Source organism: Actinophytocola sp., from assembly GCF_035942955.1.
Lineage (GTDB): Bacteria > Actinomycetota > Actinomycetes > Mycobacteriales > Pseudonocardiaceae > DASYTH01.
In genome coordinates, this window is sequence record NZ_DASZCQ010000058.1 from 16517 (window position 1) to 34015 (window position 17499).

Annotated in this window: 16 protein-coding genes; 2 read left to right on the forward strand and 14 right to left on the reverse strand. The window is 68.3% G+C overall.

Annotated features, from left to right (window positions below; translation table 11 throughout):
• Positions 1 to 288 precede the first annotated feature (288 nt).
• On the forward strand, positions 289 to 1416 hold the full coding sequence (locus tag VGX25_RS06025; RefSeq protein WP_326916602.1) for a hypothetical protein: 1128 nt from the start codon (positions 289 to 291) through the stop codon (positions 1414 to 1416).
• A 156-nt stretch (positions 1417 to 1572) separates the two neighbouring features.
• Here VGX25_RS06025 and VGX25_RS06030 read toward each other — a convergent pair whose 3' ends face one another.
• Together VGX25_RS06030 and VGX25_RS06035 are read right to left on the reverse strand one after the other, a co-directional pair.
• Complete coding sequence (locus VGX25_RS06030; protein ID WP_326916603.1) at positions 1573 to 2040, reverse strand: hypothetical protein; 468 nt, start codon at positions 2038 to 2040, stop codon at positions 1573 to 1575.
• A gap of 880 nt (positions 2041 to 2920) precedes the next feature.
• Positions 2921 to 4084: an acyltransferase gene (locus VGX25_RS06035; RefSeq protein ID WP_326916604.1), complete on the reverse strand. Its 1164-nt coding sequence runs from the start codon at positions 4082 to 4084 to the stop codon at positions 2921 to 2923.
• A gap of 1103 nt (positions 4085 to 5187) precedes the next feature.
• On the opposite strand from VGX25_RS06035, the gene VGX25_RS06040 reads away from it, so the two are divergent.
• Positions 5188 to 5715 (forward strand): manganese efflux pump MntP family protein, encoded by a 528-nt coding sequence (locus VGX25_RS06040; protein ID WP_326916605.1) that lies wholly within the window; start codon positions 5188 to 5190, stop codon positions 5713 to 5715.
• Here VGX25_RS06040 and pqqE read toward each other — a convergent pair.
• The 12 genes from pqqE to VGX25_RS06100 all read right to left on the reverse strand — a co-directional run bounded on the left by pqqE (position 5675) and on the right by VGX25_RS06100 (position 17488).
• Positions 5675 to 6790: a pyrroloquinoline quinone biosynthesis protein PqqE gene (gene pqqE / locus VGX25_RS06045; RefSeq protein WP_326916606.1), complete on the reverse strand. Its 1116-nt coding sequence runs from the start codon at positions 6788 to 6790 to the stop codon at positions 5675 to 5677. The genes VGX25_RS06040 and pqqE overlap by 41 nt on opposite strands.
• A complete protein-coding gene (gene pqqD, locus VGX25_RS06050; RefSeq protein WP_326916607.1) occupies positions 6783 to 7052 on the reverse strand; it encodes a pyrroloquinoline quinone biosynthesis peptide chaperone PqqD in 270 nt (89 codons plus the stop codon). Before pqqD ends, pqqE begins: the two co-directional genes overlap by 8 nt.
• A 5-nt stretch (positions 7053 to 7057) precedes the next feature.
• Positions 7058 to 7744, reverse strand: coding sequence for a pyrroloquinoline-quinone synthase PqqC (gene pqqC / locus VGX25_RS06055; protein WP_326916608.1), 687 nt, complete (start codon positions 7742 to 7744; stop codon positions 7058 to 7060).
• 17 nt (positions 7745 to 7761) lie between these two features.
• A complete protein-coding gene (gene pqqA / locus VGX25_RS06060) occupies positions 7762 to 7857 on the reverse strand; it encodes a pyrroloquinoline quinone precursor peptide PqqA (RefSeq protein ID WP_326916609.1) in 96 nt (31 codons plus the stop codon).
• 15 nt (positions 7858 to 7872) lie between these two features.
• The gene (locus VGX25_RS06065) at positions 7873 to 9573 is read right to left on the reverse strand and encodes a PQQ-dependent dehydrogenase, methanol/ethanol family (protein ID WP_326916610.1); all 1701 of its coding nucleotides are present in this window, start codon (positions 9571 to 9573) and stop codon (positions 7873 to 7875) included.
• A 17-nt stretch (positions 9574 to 9590) separates the two neighbouring features.
• A complete protein-coding gene (locus VGX25_RS06070) occupies positions 9591 to 10052 on the reverse strand; it encodes an MSMEG_3727 family PQQ-associated protein (protein WP_326916611.1) in 462 nt (153 codons plus the stop codon).
• 250 nt (positions 10053 to 10302) lie between these two features.
• A complete protein-coding gene (katG, locus tag VGX25_RS06075; protein WP_326916645.1) occupies positions 10303 to 12435 on the reverse strand; it encodes a catalase/peroxidase HPI in 2133 nt (710 codons plus the stop codon).
• A gap of 117 nt (positions 12436 to 12552) precedes the next feature.
• On the reverse strand, positions 12553 to 13920 hold the full coding sequence (locus VGX25_RS06080) for a DNA-binding protein (protein ID WP_326916612.1): 1368 nt from the start codon (positions 13918 to 13920) through the stop codon (positions 12553 to 12555).
• A gap of 225 nt (positions 13921 to 14145) precedes the next feature.
• Positions 14146 to 14538 carry a hypothetical protein gene (locus VGX25_RS06085; protein WP_326916613.1) on the reverse strand — a complete coding sequence of 131 codons (393 nt, stop codon included), beginning with the start codon at positions 14536 to 14538 and terminating at the stop codon, positions 14146 to 14148.
• 311 nt (positions 14539 to 14849) lie between these two features.
• Complete coding sequence (locus tag VGX25_RS06090; protein ID WP_326916614.1) at positions 14850 to 15656, reverse strand: class I SAM-dependent methyltransferase; 807 nt, start codon at positions 15654 to 15656, stop codon at positions 14850 to 14852.
• Between the two features lie 300 nt (positions 15657 to 15956).
• Complete coding sequence (locus VGX25_RS06095) at positions 15957 to 16862, reverse strand: hypothetical protein (protein ID WP_326916615.1); 906 nt, start codon at positions 16860 to 16862, stop codon at positions 15957 to 15959.
• Positions 16862 to 17488, reverse strand: a complete 627-nt coding sequence (locus VGX25_RS06100) for a hypothetical protein (RefSeq protein ID WP_326916616.1) — start codon at positions 17486 to 17488, stop codon at positions 16862 to 16864. Before VGX25_RS06100 ends, VGX25_RS06095 begins: the two co-directional genes overlap by 1 nt.
• Positions 17489 to 17499 lie beyond the last annotated feature (11 nt).

Genomic DNA, 17499 nt, shown 5'->3' on the forward strand with positions numbered 1-17499 from the left:
CCAACGACGGCGGCCACCGGGATGATAGCCGCGGCCGGACCGGGCGCCAGCCATACGCGCGCCAAACCAGCGAACCGACCTGGCACTGCATCAGCGCCTTTGATGGCGGGACGTGACCGCGGCCTTCGCTGTGTTGTCGCTCGCTGTGCTTTCCTGAGAACCATGCACGGACGACTCTGGTCCTTCCTGCTCGACCGCGGGCCGGTTCGGCGCGCCATGCGGGATGAGGTTGGCCGGGCGGTCGACCGGGAGTTGGGCCGTGCCGAGGAGGTGCTCCACCGTCAGCAGGTGGCGCTGGTGCACAGCGAGGAGCGCAACGACCAGTTGCGACGGCGGGTTGCGGAGCTGGAGGCGGCCACCGGCAAGCTGCGCACGGAGTTGACCGGGCAGCAGGCGGCGACCGAGAAACTGCGCCGGGCATTAGCTGCGGAGCAGGCGAGCTCGGCGCGGTGGCGCAGCGCCTATGAGGCAGCGGAGCGACGCGCGCGTGAGCAGCGGGTAGCCGAGGCGCAGCTGGACGAGCAGACCACCACGGACCTGTTCAGTTGCCTGGAATGTTCGTCGCTGTGGCTGTTGAGCACGCGGCCGGACCAGACCTGCGCCGTGCGCCGGCCGGTCGGAGACGGCTGCGCCGTCTGCACCGAGGAGCCGCTGCACCGGCTGTGGGAGATCAAGACCAGTACCGCCCCCGAGGTCGTGGCCGAGGTGCCCACACCGGTCAGTGAGCCGCCCGAACAGCCGGTCGCCCGCATCGACACCGTCAAGTTCGCCGCCGACCTGCTCGAGCACGGGCCGCTGGCGGGCCTCGCCAAGACCGTCGCGCGCGAGGCCAGCGAGCTCGTCGGCGAGACGCTGGACCGGGTGGCGCCGGTGCGGTGGTCCGGGCTCAACGCGATCGCCACCGGGCTGGACAAGGTGCCGAAGGTGGTCCGCAACGGGATCGCCTGGTGCGCCACCGAGATCGTCGGGCTGCCGGAGTTCCCGGCCAAGGTCCTCGCCGAGGTCGTGACCCGCGCCGCGCTGGAGCCGTTGCAGCTCAAGCCGATCGCCCGGGCAGTCCGCATGGTCGGCACCTGCCTCGGCGATCCCGCCTGTGCGCGCGACTTGCTGCGCAAGGACCTTGAGGTGCTGGCCGCGGACAGGCTCGCCGATGTCGGCCATCAGCTCGAGGAGCCCGAGAAAGCCACCGAGGAGGTCGCGAAGGCCGCCGAGGACGTCGCGAGGGCCATCGAGAAGTTCGAGAACGTTGAGGAGTCCGAGAAGGACGCCACGAAGGTCGCGAAGGCCATCGAGGAAGTCGAAGAAGCCGTCAAGAAGCTCGAGGAGGAACTCGCGAAAGTCGAGGAGCTCGCGAACGTCGACGAGATCTCGTCACCTGTAGACCGCGGTTGGCTTCGCGGCCCGGGCGGCTGGTAGACCTTCGCCGAAGCGGTCGACGATGACGAAGAGGTCCAAGTCCGTGCCGACGTCGGACTCGGGTGCCGTGACTCCCCAGCCCACCCGCTCGAACGCGAGCGCTACGGCCGACATCGCCGAGCAGCCGATCCACCGTCGACGGCCGAGGCGCGGCGCTCAGGCGCCGAGTACGCGACGGGTGAATAGTGTGCAAGATCGTCCTCGGACACGCACACTATTCACCCGGATCGATACCTCCGCCGTGGAGGTCTCCGGCTCGTAGCAGACCTGCAGTCCCGTACGCGCATACAGCTCCGCGAGGTTCTCCGGTTTCCCTCTGTTGAGCGCCGCGCCGACGTCCCCGAGTGAGTCGATCATCGCGTACACCTCGGCCTCGGTGATCGCGGCCGGTGGCGGAGCGTTGTCCAGCTCGGCCCGCGCGGCAGCCCGCTCGGTCTGCGCGGTGTTGATCGCCTCGACCAGTGCGGCCGGGTCGATACCCGCACCGATCGCGGCCTGGAAACGGCGTAGCTTCGCCTCGGCGTCCGCCAGTCGCTTCCGCGCCGTTGCCGGCTCGGGACGCGGTCGTTCCTGCGAGCCGATCAGGGCCGCGACAGTCTGATCAACATGCTCCGAGTCGAACAACTCGCCGAGCCAGCCGTTGACGGCATCCCGGATCGAGTCCTCCCGCAGGTATACCGCGGGCGGATACATTGCCAGCACGGGCGAGCCGGGCGAGGAGGCCGCGATCTTGCGAGTTGTCAGCTCTACCTATTCGACTACGGCTAGCTCTGGAACACAACTGGCAATAGCTTTCATCGACGAAGACTTGTACAAACGTTATAATCGATGATTCGAAGCATAGGGACATCTGGCAAATGCCGAATTGTTGAAATCACTAGCCGTGATGACGTCGGGCTATTACACTATCACAAGCGCGGTATCGTTGTTGGGCCCGCTGAATACCTGGCCGGCCTTTCAATTTGATACCTTTTTGCTGCAGGGCCTCCCGAATTGGCAGTCAATGCGCCAAATCAAGGCGTTCGCAGACGTGGCGCGCTCTCGCTACTCTACCTTGCCGCATCGAGAGCTGCACGTGAAATACGGCTCTTTACGAATGATGACCATGGGGAGTTCCGGAAGTGCTGACGCGAGCAGCAGACAAAAGGTATACTCGGAATCCTTAAGGAATGAGTGCCAAAGTTGGATCGCGTCGACCTGACTGATTATTCGCACGTCCGCTTTTATAGGAGAAGCTGGCTGAGCCTACAATCGTTCCATGCCTACTACTCCCAGGAGATCCTCCTTTCTCCTATCGGAAGCATAAATTCAGTTCATCCCTCGATGGACTTGCTCGGAATTGTTAGGCGAGTAACAACGTTGCGGCCCGTCCAGTACGGTTCCACGAGCACCCAATCCATGCGTCCTATCTTGAATATGCCCCATCAGCAACAACTGGAGACCCACGCACCCAGGACGTAACTGATGAATAGTGTGCAACTCTGTCCCCGGACATCATGGGGATTCAAGTCCCTGGGTCACCATTCACGTGTGGTCTCTGCTTTCTCACCAGATCGCGAACCGGCGCATTGTGGTGGGCTGACTGCGGGCGCGCTGAGGTAGCTCGTTCGCGGTGGACCGGGCCGCGTGCGTGGGCGGCCGACCGACGCAACGCGTGTCTCAGCCGTGGAGCCAAGGGTTGCTCTACGTATCGGTGTACCAGCCAGGCGACCAGGATCATTATGCCGGTGACCGCGGGCACGAGCAGCGGCGGTGGCACGCGCCACTGAAACAGGTAGAGCAGCGCGCCGCCGAGGTCGAGGTGCAGCAGGTACAGCGGGTAGGTCAGCGCGCCGGCGACGACCAGCCAGCGGCCCCGCACCCAGCTGAGCCAGCCGAGCGCGACCGCAACGATCAGCAAGAACCACACTGCCAGCAGCACGATCACCGGGCCGTTCGGGATGATCTCGCCCGCCTTGGACTCGAGCTGGTTTCGACGCATGACCGGCGGCAGCGCCAGCACGAAGGAGGCGGCGACGATCGCCCACGACGCGAACGTGGGCCGGAACCGGTACATCAGATAGCACCCGATGCCCGCGGTGAACAGCGGCGCGTAGTCGGTCGTCAGGACGGTCTGGACGACGCCGCCGTCGGGTAGGAAGGCCGTCGCCAGGGCCGTCGCGCCGAGCCACAGCGCGCAGAAGGCGACCACCCGCCGGTACGTCAGCCCCCACCACACCAGCAGGGAGAACAGCAGGTAGAACCGCAGCTCCGCCCACAGCGACCAGTAGACGTCGGCGATCTCCGGCGCCCCGACCGCGTCCTGGAACATCGTGAGGTTGACCAGGACGTCGAGCGTGGTCGGCCGCCACGGCAGGCCGGGCCAGACGGTCAGCCCCGCGGCGACCACCAACACCGACAGCCAGTACGCGGGATACAGGCGGACCGCGCGGGACAGCAGGAACGACCCGATCCCGCGACCCCAGCTGCTCAGGCAGATCACGAAGCCGCTGATCAGGAAGAACAGGTGGACCCCGAGCCAACCGTGGGCGAACGGTTGGCTCGGGAACACCTCAGCGGCCGAGCGGTGCCATACGTGGGCTATGGCGGTGTAGTGGTAGGCCAGGACGGACATCGCGGCCACGAACCGCAGACCGTCAAGCACCTCCAGCCGTGGCCGCTCCGTCACGTCCGCACCTCTCCGCCGCCCGGTAGCACCAACCCTCTCAACCTCGTACACGGCGCGTTGTCGACATGAGTTCACCGGTCCGAGATGTTGGACGAGGCCACGACAGTTGAAGGGCGCCCGGATATGTCCACATCGACATCGCGGTCAAGCCGCGGGTGCGGCCATGAGCACCGCCTGAGCGTGGGGATGTTGACCCAGCCTGAGACTGGCCACGATGCCTTCGTGACGGCCTGTCATCCCCGCGTGGGTGGTGTGACCCGACCAGGTGAGGTCGGTTCAACCCGCACCAGGTTGAGAAGAATCCGTGACCAGTAGCACCCGACGACTACACGACCCTGCTCACCGCCCCGGCAGGCTCCCAAGCTCGACCGGATTTGCTGAAACAAAGCAGCCCGCCAGTGGTGGTTACAGATCTTGAAGGGCCAGGATTACGGAGGCTCGAGGTCGAGGATGAGTCCGGTGTGGGCGAAGAACAAGTCGGTGAGTTCGGGTCGGTACTGGATGCGCTTGAGCCGGTTCTTCACGATCGCTAGCAAGCTGCCAAAGGGTGCTGGTGCAACAACCAGGTGATGCGTATCGCGCTGCCATATTGTCGCGGCTTGGCGATTTCACACGACAGGGTCTGTTGGGAGACCATTGTATCACCATGAATGTCCGCGAGGACGGCAAGCCTGGTAGGTCTATCGTCGGACGATCACTGGCTGGGTGATGGGGATCGGGCCGTCGCCGAGACGGTGCGGGTTCTGTTCCGGGCTGTTCGTCGAGGGACGGTGAGGGGCGAACGACAAGGGCGAAGTTCCGGCGGTCCATTGTCCGTGGCCGCCGGCGTGTCCGGGATTGGCTTCTGCTCCGGCGGATTCCGTGGACGCGGGGGTGTTCCGGAACGTTGATCACCGCGATATGCGCTCGTGGGCGTCCAGATGAGCCTTCGGTTGCCGCCGCCGGTCGGGGTGGGATCCAAAAAGCTGGCGTAAATGGCTGCCGGGTTTATTTCGGGGGTCATCTGAGATATTATCTCCAACTATGGTGGATGCTGGCCGGGACGGAGTCATTCTTGGTGGCGTCGGTCGTCGTTGGGCAGTGACGTTGCCATGATCTGGGAAGTGCTGGTGCTTGGTTTCGTGCTCAGTCTCGACAATTTTCGGGTCTCGATCGCGCTCGGCACCGTCCCGTTCGGGTTGAGGCGCGCGATGCAGGTTGCGCTGACCTTTGGGTTGTGGGACGCGATCATGCCTCTGGTCGGGCTGTTGATCGGGCGCCAGATCGGGGAGTCCGTGGGGGACGTCGCCGATGTGGTGGGGGCGGCCGCGCTCGGCGGGTACGGTCTTTTCCTCGTCATCTCGGCTCTTCGGAATCCTGAGCCGGACGAGCTGGACCACCCGTGGGCGCTGTTCGGCATTCCGTTGACGCTGAGCCTGGACAATCTGCTCGCCGGGGCGAGCCTGGGGATCCTCGGACTCTCGCCATGGGTTTCGGCCGCGGTCTTCGGCGTCATGACGGTGGTGTTGTCGCTGGTCGGGCTGCGGCTCGGGCGGGCGGCGGCGCGCCTCGTCCGGATCCGCTCGGACCTGCTGAGCGGGGTCACCCTGATCATCGCCGCCGCGGCGTTGCCGCTGGTGTTCGGCGGCTAGCCCGGTGCGGGCGGGGGGTCAGCGGAAGATCGGCCCGAGGGTCGGCGTTGGCGGCCTCGACGGCCTTGGCGACCAGGGCGTGGTCGGGTGACAGGTGGCAGACCGGGTCGGTGCGGCCAGCGTCGCCGGTGAGCTGGAACGCCTGGCAGCGGCAGCCGCCGAAGTCGAGCGAACGCCGGTCGCAGCTCCGGCAGGGATCCCGCATCCAGTCCGTCCCCCGGAACGCGGTCATCACCGGGGACTCCGCCCAGATCCGCGCCAGCGGGTCCGTCCGGACGCTGGCCCGCGGCAACGGCAGGGACTGGGCGGCCGGGCAGGGCAGGACGTCGCCGTTCGGTGTCACGGTCAGTTGCCGGGAGGCCCAGCCGCCCATGCACGGCTTCGGGTAGCGGCTGTAGTAGTCGGGAATGACGTAGCTGACGTCCATGTGGTCCCGCAACCGCTCGCGGGCGGCCCGGACGACGACCTCGGCCGCCTCGAGTTGGGCCCGGCTCGGCAGCAGCGCGTCCCGGTTTCGCCACGCCCAGCCGTAGTACTGGGTGTTGGCCAGCTCCACCCGGTCGGCGCCCACCTTCTCGGCCAGCCCGAGTATGTCGGCGATCCGGTCGATGTTGTGCCGGTGCAACACGACGTTCACGGTGAGCGGCCAGCCGAGCGACTTGACCACGCCCATCGCCTCGAGCTTGCGCGTCCAGGACGGGATCCCGGCGATCCGGTCGGACCGGGCCGGCTCGTCGGCCTGGATGCTGATCTGCACGTGGTCCAGACCGGCGGCCCGCAGCTGCTCGGCCCTCGGACGGGAGAGCCCGACGGCGCTGGTCACGAGGTTGGTGTAGAGGCCGAGGTCGTGGGCGGCCGCCACGATCTCCACCAGGTCGCGCCGCAGCAGCGGTTCCCCGCCGGACAGGTGGCACTGCAGCACCCCGAGGTCGCTCGCCTCGACCAGCACCCGCCGCCACTCGTCGGTGGCCAGCTCGTCGGAGTAGTCGGCCAGGTTCAGCGGGTTGGAGCAGTACGCGCAGGCCAGCGGGCAGCGGTAGGTGAGCTCGGCGAGCAACCCGAAGGGGCTATCCATGGGTGAGCTCCACGCAGCGCCGGGCGACGAGCCGGGTAAGGAACCGCCGCACCTCGTCGCCGGGGACGGTCCCGTAGCGCGCGCCAAGCTCGGCCACGATCTCGGCCACCGTGTGCCGCCCGTCGCACAGCGCGAGGATGTCCGCGCCGCTGCCGTTGAGCACCACCACCGTCTCGGGTCGCTGCAGGATGTGCCGCTGCCGGGTCCGGCAGAAGGTCATCCGGACATGGCGTGCCAACCGGGGCCGGTCAGTGGAGTCCATTGTGGTCACTCCGGGTAGGCCGACTCGATGGCGTCCATCAGGCTCCACAGGACGTCGCACTTGAACGACAGCGCTTCGACGGCGCGCGCCCGGGACTCGGCGGACCGGCAGTGCGCGGTGACCACCTCGAGGGCGTGCTCGCAGTCTCGGGGAGCCTGCTCGAGGCGGGCGCGGAAGTAGGCGAGACCCGCCGGGTCGATCCACGGGTACCACCGCTCGAACGCGGCCAGCCGCTCCGCCATCAGGTCGGGAGCGAACAGCTCGGTGAGCGAGGAGGCCACCGCCTCCACCCACGGGCGGGTCCGGGTGAAGTTCACATAGGCGTCGACCGCGAACCGCACCCCGGGGACCAGGTGCCGGTGGTCCCGGACCTCTTCGCGGGTCAGCCCGGCGGCCTCGCCGAGTCGCAGCCACGCCTCGATGCCGCCCTCGCCGGCGACAGCGCCGTCGTGGTCGACGATCCGCCGGATCCAGCGGCGGCGGACCTCGAGATCGGGGCAGTTGGACAGGATCGCCGCGTCCTTGCGCGGGATGTTCTCCTGGTAGTAGAAGCGGTTGGCCACCCAGCCCCGGATCTGTTGTGGACTCAGCCGGCCGGCGTTCATCCGGACGTGGAACGGGTGCCGGTCGTGGTAGCGCCGCGAGTGCGCCCGCAATGTCTCGACGAAGACGTCTGTTTCGGTTGTCGTCACGGCGCTACCCACGTCCGTCAGTCCTCCAGCTGAGCGATGTACATGGTCACTTCGGGCGCGACTCCGATCTCATCGAACTCGGGTGTCTCCCACGCGATGAGCTGAGATTCCACGGATCCACCTCCTCACTACGACGTTTCCGGCAGGGCGAACACGATCAGCGCGCTGCCGTGACCGGCGCCGAGCATGCCGGGGAGGAACCCCTCGGCCCAGCCGCCCCAACCGACCGGCACGGCGATGTACTGCCGGCCGTCGACCATGTAGGTGGTCGGGCTGCTGTGGTGACCGCTTCCGCACTGGAACTGCCACAGCAGCTCCCCGGTCCGGGCGTCGAGCGCGTTGAACTCCCCGGAGGGCTCACCGGCGAACACCAGGTCGCCACCGGTGGCCAGCACCGAGGCGCACATCGGAAGCTCGTTGCGCCAGCGCCACTTCTCGTCGCCGTTGGCGTCGAACGCGCTGACGCTCCCGGTCGCCTCCTCGATGTCGACCTGAACGCCGGCGCCCCAGTACGGGATGCTCTCCTTGAACTCCCGGCGCCGCCGGGTGGCGGTGGCCCCGACATCCTGGACCGGGACGTAGAACAGCCCGGTCTTGGGGCTGTAGGCCGCGTGGGTCCATTCCTTGGCGCCGGCGGGACCCGGGTAGAAGTGGACGGGCACGCCCTCCTCGTCGGGATACACCTTGGCCGTCACCTGGCCGTCCCGCGTGATCGCGCCCCAGGTGATCCGGTCCACGAACGGGGTGATCTGGACCAGTTCGCCGTTCGTGCGATCGAGGACGAAGAAATAGCCGTTCTTGTCGAAGTGCCCGAGCAGCTTGCGCTCGTCCTGTTCGAACAGGATGCACTCGCCGATGCTGTCGTAGTCCCACACGTCGTGCGGGGTGCACTGGTAGTGCCAGCGGATCTGACCGGCGTCGACGTCCACGGCGATGATGCTGTCGGTGTAGAGGTTGTCGCCCTCGCGGACGCCGCCGTCGAAGTCGGGCGCCGGGTTGCCGGTGCCCACGTACAGCAGGTTGGTCTCCGGGTCGAAGGTGCCGGTGATCCAGCAGTTCGCCCCGCCACGCGCCCAGGCCTCACCGTCGGCGGGCCAGGTCTCGGAGCCGGGCTCCCCGGGCTTCGGAACCGTGTAGCAACGCCACTGGTGCTCGCCGGTCTCGAGGTCGAAGGCGTCCAGGTGGCCGCGCACGCCGAACTCCCCGCCGGAGCTGCCGACGATGACCTTGTCCTTCACGACCAGCGGCGCGACCGTGGCGCTCTCCCCGGCCCGCACGTCCCCGTAGGTCCGGTCCCAGACCCGCTTGCCGGTGGTGGCGTCGAGCGCGAGCACATGGGCATTCGCCGTGACGAAGAAAACCTTCCCCGCGGCCACGGCGACCCCGCGGTTGACGTTCCCGCAGCACAGCGACACATCGAACGGAACCGCGTGCTTGTACCGCCAGATCTCGACACCGGTCTTCGCGTCGAGGGCCCAGACCCAACCGTCCCAACCGGACAGGAACATGACCCCGTCGACGACGATCGGGGCGGCCTCGAACGAGTAGGTCGACGCGCCCGCGATGATGCCGCTCGTGCCGGCCTGGAAGATCCAGGCGGGACCGATCCGCTTGACGTTCTCCGTGTTGATCTGGTCCAGCGGGCTGTACCGCTGTCCGTTGTAGGCGCCGTAGTAGGTGAGCCAGTTGTGGGGCTCCGACCGGGCGTTCAGAATGCGCTCGTAGTTGACGTCGCGAACCACCGGCGGCGCAACGTCTCCCCCGGCGACCTTGCCGCTCAGCCTGCCCTGGTCGATGGCCTCGCCCGCGTCCACGTATTCGACGGTCATTGGTGCCTCCTCCAAAGCTAGGGCCGCGGCTGGTCGGGACGGTCGAGGCGCGCCTCCGGTGGGACGTCGCCGAGCACGACGATGGCGCCGGTCAGGCCCCGGCCTTCGTCGTTGCCCGTTGGTGAGCTGAACCAGTAGTAGCCAGGGCCGTCGAGGTTGAGGGTCGCCCTTCCTTTCGAATGGTTCACCAACCAGATGAATTTTCTGTCGCCATTGCTCGGCAGGAGCGCGCAATGCGTGTTCAGGTCGTCGTTGATGAGTTCGAGCTCGATATCACCGCCGTGGGGCATGACCAGAATCGACGGGTCCCAGGCGATCTCGTCGGGCCGAATCCGGATTGTCGCCTCCATTCGACCATCGGCCCGTTCCGTGGCGTGCCCAATGCGTCCGGTCCCCAGCACCTGACCAAGTGCCGCCTTGTTCTGCGCGTTCAACCCGAGTTCGTTCAGCAGGTCGGCGCGCTCCTGCGCGGTCGTCATCGGGGCGTCATCTCCTCATGCAGAATCCAGTACCTGCTTGGCACAAGAAAACACACCAGCGCCGAATCGACAGGGCCACGCCGTTCGTCCGCCACCGGCTACCGTTCGTACCCGATTCGTCGCCACTACGAGGAGCCGCGTGCCGGCCAAGGGCACCTCGGGGGACCGTGACGCAAGCCAGCCACGATCAACCCGCCATCCGCACCGCCGGCTGGTACGCAACGACAGCGGTTGATTCCGGAGAGGCGGATCAGCCGAGGTTCATGACCTTGTCCCACGCGGCCACGAAGTCGTGCGCGAACTTCTCCCGAGCGTCGTCGCTCGCGTAGACCTCGGCGAGCGCCCGCAGCTCGGAGTTCGAGCCGAACACGAGGTCGACGCGGCTGGCGGTCCACTTGACCTCACCCGTGGCGCGGTCGCGGCCCTCGAACGTCTCCGCGTCCTCGGACGTCGCCGTCCAGACCGTGCCCATGTCGAGCAGGTTCACGAAGAAGTCGTTGGTCAGCGACCCGGGGGTCGAGGTGAGCACGCCCAGCGGGGACTGCCCGGAGTTCGCCCCCAGCACGCGCAGGCCCCCCACCAGGACGGTCATCTCGGGCGCGCTCAGGTTCAGCAGGTTCGCCCGGTCGATCAGCAGGTGCTCCGCCGGCAGCCGGTTGCCCGTCTTGCCGTAGTAGTTGCGGAACCCGTCCGCGGTCGGCTCGAGCGGCGCGAACGACGCCACGTCGGTCCACTCCTGCGACGTGTCCATGCGTCCCGGGGTGAAGGGGACCTCGATGTCGAAGCCGGCGTTGCTGGCGGCCCGCTCGACCGCGGCACATCCGCCGAGCACGATCAGGTCGGCCAGCGAGATCTTCTTGCCGCCGGTCTGGGCGCTGTTGAACGACTCCTGGATCCGCTCCAGGGTGCGCAGCACGTGCGCCAGCGTGTCGGGGTCGTTGACTCGCCAGCCGCGCTGCGGCTCGAGGCGGATGCGCGCCCCGTTGGCCCCGCCGCGCTTGTCGCTGATGCGGAACGTCGAGGCCGACGCCCACGCGGTGGAGACCAGCGTCGCGATCGGCAGTCCCGAGTCGAGGACCTTGGCCTTGAGGGCGGCGACGTCCGCCGCGTCGACGAGCCGGTGGTCCACGGCGGGGATCGGGTCCTGCCAGATCAGCGTCTCCCGCGGGACCAGCGGTCCGAGGTAGCGCTGGATCGGGCCCATGTCGATGTGCGTCAGCTTGAACCAGGCACGGGCGAACGCGTCGGCGAGCTGGTCCGGATTCTCCAGGAAACGTCGCGAGATCGGCGCGTAGGCCGGGTCGAACCGCAGCGCGAGGTCCGTCGTCAGGATCGTCGGGGCGTGTGTCCTGGCCGGGTCGTGCGCGTCCGGCACGGTGCCGGCCCCGCCGCCGTCTTTCGGAACCCACTGCCACAGACCGGCGGGGCTCAGCTCGAGGGCCCACTCGTAACCGAACAGGGTCTCGAGAAAGCTGTTGTCCCACCTCGTCGGCGTCGGTGTCCAGGTGCCCTCGAGCCCGCTGGAGATGGCGTCGGCGCCCTTTCCGGTGCCGTAGCTGCTCTTCCAGCCAAGGCCCTGCTCCTCGATCGGGGCGCCCTCGGGTTCGGGGCCGAGGTGGCGTTCCGGGTCGGCCGCGCCGTGGGTCTTGCCGAACGTGTGCCCGCCCGCGATCAGCGCGACGGTCTCCTCGTCGTTCATCCCCATGCGCCGGAACGTTTCCCGGATGTCCCTGGCCGAGGTGAGTGGGTCCGGGACGGTGTTCGGTCCCTCCGGGTTGACGTAGATGAGGCCCATCTGGTCGGCGGCCAGCGGGTGGGCCAGCTCCCGGACGCCGCGGTGGCGTTCGTCGGCGAGCCAGGCGCGCTCGGGACCCCAGTAGACGTCCTCGTCGGGTTCCCAGACGTCGGCCCGGCCGCCGGCGAAGCCGAAGGTCGTGAAGCCCATGGACTCCAGGGCGCGGTTGCCGGCGAAGACCATCAGGTCGGCCCAGGAGATCTTGCGGCCGTACTTCTTCTTCACCGGCCAGAGCAGCCGGCGTGCCTTGTCGAGGTTGCGGTTGTCCGGCCAGCTGTTCAGCGGCGCGAAGCGTTGCATGCCGGTGGCCGGGCCGCCCCGGCCATCGGCGATGCGGTACGTCCCGGCGCAATGCCACACCATCCGGATCACCAGCGGCCCGTAGTGGCCGAAGTCGGCCGGCCACCACTCCTGCGAGGTGGTCAGCACCTCGTCGACATCCCGCGCAAGGGCGTCGAGGTCGAGCGTGGCGAACTCCGCGGCGTAGTCGAAGTCCGCACCCATGGGGTCGGCCACGGCAGGGTGTTTCCGGAGGATCGTCAGATCGAGCTGGTTCGGCCACCAGTCCCGATTGCGTGCACCCCCGATCGAGCGACCGCGGTGCTCGGCCGGGACGGAGAGGCCGAGGCCGCCGCCCGCGCTCCCAGCCTTCTTCGAGACGGCAACGGTGTCCGGGCTTTCAGACACGGGAATCCTTCCGGGAACTCAGATGTCCAGCGCGCGACGCACGGCCGGCGCGTTGCGCCGGGAAACCGGCACCACCGTGCTTCTCCGGTCATCCATGATCAGTGACAGCTCGCCCTTGACTCCGCGCTCGATCTCCCGGATGCGGCTGAGGTTGACCACATACCGGCGGTGCACCCGCAGGAAGCCGACATCCGCCAGCTCCTCGTCGAACTTGTCCAGGCCCGCGGACGCGGCTCGCAACCGCCCCTGATCGGTGTGCAGCCACACGTCGTTTCCTTCCGATTCGGCGAAGGAGACCTCCGGCAGCCGCAGCAGCACCATCCGGTTGTCGCGCATCGCAACCACGCGGCGCGGCGGCCGTCGAGGGCGCGCGGACCGTTCCGTCTCGGGCACCTGCGCCCCGTCGGAGGGACCGAACGAGACCAGGTTCCCGATCAGGTGACCCGAGCTGAAGACCGGCCGGATGCTGATCGCGGTCGGCTCGTCGGCGAGGTGGGGGAAGATCTGCGTCGAGCCGACCCAGTCGGGATTGCGGGCCGCCTGCCGGCTGGCGTACCGGGCGGCTCCGATCAGTTCCGGCAGCCCGGGATTCCACCGCACCGTGGGATCGACCGCCGGGGTGGAGGCCGGGACGCCCATGAGCACGCTCGCCGTCTCGTCGGCGATCACCACCTTGCCCGCGGTGTCCAGCGCCGCGAGCACCACACTCGAGCGGGCCCTTGCCTGGGTGAACGCCGCGACCAACTCCGCGCCGCTGTCCCGGGCGCGCCGCTTCAGCGTGCCCTGGGTCTTGGTGACCGCGTTCGCCAGCCAGCTTCCCGCGGCGGCGGGGAGCTGGCTGCGCCAGCAGGAGATGTTCAGAACCGCGATCGGCCCCCTGGTCACCACGTCGCGCACCGCGACACCCGCGCAGACCCAGTTGTGGAACGCCTGGCACCAGTGCTCCGCGCCCCTGATCAGCACGGGGCCGTGCGCCTCGAGCGCCGTGCCCATGCCGTTGGTGCCGGCCGCGGACTCGGACCAGCAGAACCAGGGCGCCAGACTGGAGTCGGTGGCTCTGGCGAGCGTGGCGTGGTCGCCCCACTCGGCCAGGATCCGGCCGGTGGAATCGGTGACGGTGACGACGCCACCGAGGTTGCTCACTTCATGTGCCAGGGACGCGGCACGAAAACCCAGCTCAGCGAACACGACGTCGTGCTCGGGCGTATGGTCGACCTCTGCGACGGCTACCGGAGCCTGCGTGAGGTGTGGATCGACCCGGTACTGCTCTCGGCAGCGATGCCAGGAGATCGCCACTTCGGGCCGGACACCCGGGACGTGGTCCTCGCCCTGCACGAACCGTTCCCACGCCGCGAGCACGATGCCGCTGCCCGGGTTCGCCGACATGGGATCAAGCCGATGTACATCCCTCATGGTGGAGAACCGCCCTTGGTCCATCCGCAACGCCCGACGGCGTGCGCGCGGTCCGCGCCGGTCGCCGCTCGTCGCGGCCGGGCATACCGCGGACTGGCCCCGCGTCGCGCGTCTTCCCGCTTCGTCACTGGTTTCCGGGCTGTGTCACAGACCGGTACTCCCACCCTAGGCCGAAGTTGCCGCAGAGCTACAGCGACTTCAACTTAGGTACCGTCGTCGCCGGGCAGCGATGATCACTCCCGCGGGCCGCCCCCCGGCCCGGTCGATGACCTCCTCGAGGCGTAGCGGTCCGGCCGGAAAGTGGCTCGGGCGGCGGGGTCGTGCACCATGGCCGCGGTCAGCGCGGCTCGGCAAGATCCGCGGCGACGGCGGCAGCGTTCCCAACCGGCTCATCCCGTCCGGCAACGCGGCCAGCACGCCGATGAACCCGCTGAGACTGCGCGATCCTGTCCGGGCGCAGTGCGCCGGCACCTCGCAGCACCGCCCGCCCGCGCGCCGCCGCTTGGTGCGACCGTCCACTTTGGCGTGCGGCGCGAAGGTGGCCACCACTGCCTCCACCGCCGCGGTGAACTCGTCCTCGTCATCCAGCACGCCGGCGAAGTCCGGCGGACGCCCGCGGGCGCGCCCGGCGTCCAGATGACCACGTCGGATGTGCGCCGGGTACTCCCCCGCCGCCCGGTCGTTCCCCGTCCCGCCACTGCGCCGGCCGCTTCGGCCACCGCTCCCCCAACCTGACCAGATCGTTCGCCACCGGCTCACCGGCACCGTTCTCCATCCCCACGACGATCGCGTTCAGTGGCGGCCGGCTGTCCTGCCGCATCATCGCCTCGCCGCGCACCTCGATCCGCCCGGCGAGGCGACCCGCTGCGGCATCCCGTCGATCCGCGCCGACGAGATCCGGGTTAGGGGCGGAGCAGTGGGCTGGTGGTGTAGGTGACGGGGACAGTGGTGATGGGATCGTCGAGTGGGACGGGGCGACGGCGGGCGACGGCGCGGACGTAGCCGAGGTATTGGCCGTGATCGGCTTCCAGAGCGTGGATCTCGGTCTGGTTGTCCGGGCTGACCGCACGTTGCCAGGCGAGCCAGTGACGCCAGCCGTCGGGCAGGTCGTCGGCCTGGTCGACGTCGAGGATGCCGCTGCGTTCCCAGTGCCGGCGCCACCACGCCGCGGAGTGCAGGCAGCACATGCTCGGCTCCCACCACGACCGGAGATGATCGGGAACCGGCCCGTCGATCTCCTGGGTAAGGCCGGCACCGGCGACGCCGATCGTCCCGCCCGGTGTGACGAACCGGGCGAGATAGTTGGCGTAGAGGTCGTCGGTTCCGTAGTAGACGAACGAGTCGATGCTGACCACGGCGTCGAAGAAGCCGGCGGCGAACGGCAGCGACCGGGCGTCGGCGTGGATCGGAAACACGCCGTCGCCGACGCCGGCGTCGCGGACGCGCGCGAGCCGCTCGTCGACGCTGAACCATAGATCGACCGCCCACACCTGAACGCCGAACTCCCGGTGCAGGAAGATCGAGGATGCGCCGCGTCCACAGCCGAGGTCCAGGACACGCATTCCGGGTCGAAGCTCGACCGCTTCGGCCAGCCACTCGGTCAGCCACAGCGAGTTCGCTCCGCCGCTGACGCCGGCCCGCACCCAGTCGGGGTGATAGGCCGATGCCCGCGGGAACCGGTCATTGTCCAACCGATCAGCTGAAACCACCCGGTCCTCCTCGCCTTCGCGCAGCATCCGATGATCACCGCTCGACCCGGACATCATTATCGACGAGCGGTCTGGCGGTATGTGCCGTTGACTCTCACACCCACCCTTGGCAGCCTGCCCGGCGCGACGACCGTGCGGCGTGGCCGGTGATATCGCCACGCGCGAGGAGCTGAGGGCGGGTTTCTTGACGGGAACGCGCTACGGATCTGCGGGGACTTGCCGTTGCTCTCCTCGTCCAGCGGCACCGAGGTGGTGCCCTTGAACATATGGGTCTTGTTCACGGATCGAAGCCAGCCGTGATCAGGGGCGCCGGTTTTGGAACTGGAACTGGACGCGTACCGAGCCGTCGAGGGCCACGATCAGGGTGGAGTTGCTTGCCGACCAGGTGTCGGGGACGAGGAACATCCGGTCGCCGCCGTGGATGAGCAGGCGCAGCCGCCGGTAGCGGTAATGGAACGTCTGGCCCTGCGACTCGGGCAGCACGGTCTCCTCGATGCCGGGGCTGCGCAGGTACAGGCGTTCCTTGGTGTCGAGGATGACGCTGGGCAGGCGGCCGAGGTTCTGCGCCTGGTACTGCGCGAGTCCGCGGCCGGTCCACTCGGCGACGGTGGCCGTCATCCAGAAGATGCCGACGGCGACCAGGACGTAGATCAACGTGCTTGAGGTCCGGCGCGCCAGCAGGGAGCGCTGTGCCTGGGCGGGTTCGGTGTCGTGCAGCGCGTCGCCGGCGAGGTGCCGGACCCGGGACCCGTAGGCGGTCAGCGCGGCGCCCAGCGCGATCAGCAGCGGTGTCACCAGGTTGTAGAGCGCCCAGTCCCGGACCTGGGCGTAGATCACGAGCAGGATGACGCCCGCGCCGAGGAGGGCGAGCCCGGCGATGCTGAGTCCGCGCGCCACGCGCAGGACGCTCGCGGCCGCCGTCGCGATCCGCCGGCGGGTGGCCGTGTGCAGCGCGAAGGCGCCGGCGCCGACCAGGGTGAGCACGAGCAGGGGTGCCAGCAGGGGCTGCGGGCTGCGCATGATGTAGTCCTGCGTGCCGAGACCGATCGTGTCGACGTCGACGCCGAAGTATTCGAACTGCGAGCGGGCGGAGACGTAGCCGAAGTAGAACAGCAGCGCGCTCAGCGCGGTGACCGGCGCGATGATGGTCGCGCTGGACCGGATCCACCGCTCGATCTGGCCGGGGGCCGGCGTTTCGTCGGGCATCAGCGGTTGGAGCTCGGCGGGCTTTCCTCCGACGACGGCGGTTCACCGGGTTGGCGCAGTGGGATGCTCTGCGGCTTGATCTTCTTCACGAAGTCCCGGCATATCCGGTCCTGTCCGGCCGGACAACGGAGCGCGCCGGTAAACACCAGGCGCGCGGATCGGCCGTGCTCGGCCTTCGCCCGGACGGCGACGGAGCACTTCGTTCGCGAGGACGTGAAGGCGAAGCCCCCGCTGCAACTGGTGGTGCCGCCGCAACCGGAACCGGTCTTGTCGAAAACGCCGGGCGGCTTGATGTCAATGGTCTTGACGAGAATGGAGACCTTCTCCGGTACCTCCGAATCGCCCAGCCAGTTGGCGATGACGCATTGGTCCACCTGGGAGTCGTCATCCGCGGAGCCACCGATCGGCAACGTCGGAACCGGGATCGAGGGCGCACCCCCGCCGGGCTGCTGGGGCTTCTCGGGTTGATCGGTGGGCTCGACGCTCGGGTCCACGGTGGACTCCGTCGACTCGACCGGAGGAGCGGTAGGTTCGGAGCTCTCCTCGGCCTGCGTACCGCACGCGGTCAGCAGCACCGCGGCGACCGCGACGAGCGAATTGTCACGAATGAAGCGGAGCAGTTTCATAGCAAACACCT

Coding starts and splice junctions, on each gene's coding strand:
- pqqE (WP_326916606.1), bottom strand. CDS start 6,790: ATGGATAGCCCCTTCGGGTTGCTCGCCGAGCTCACCTACCGCTGCCCG.
- pqqD (WP_326916607.1), bottom strand. CDS start 7,052: ATGGACTCCACTGACCGGCCCCGGTTGGCACGCCATGTCCGGATGACC.
- VGX25_RS06065 (WP_326916610.1), bottom strand. CDS start 9,573: ATGACCGTCGAATACGTGGACGCGGGCGAGGCCATCGACCAGGGCAGG.
- VGX25_RS06070 (WP_326916611.1), bottom strand. CDS start 10,052: ATGACGACCGCGCAGGAGCGCGCCGACCTGCTGAACGAACTCGGGTTG.
- VGX25_RS06080 (WP_326916612.1), bottom strand. CDS start 13,920: ATGTCGGCGAACCCGGGCAGCGGCATCGTGCTCGCGGCGTGGGAACGG.
- VGX25_RS06095 (WP_326916615.1), bottom strand. CDS start 16,862: ATGCCCGACGAAACGCCGGCCCCCGGCCAGATCGAGCGGTGGATCCGG.
- VGX25_RS06100 (WP_326916616.1), bottom strand. CDS start 17,488: ATGAAACTGCTCCGCTTCATTCGTGACAATTCGCTCGTCGCGGTCGCC.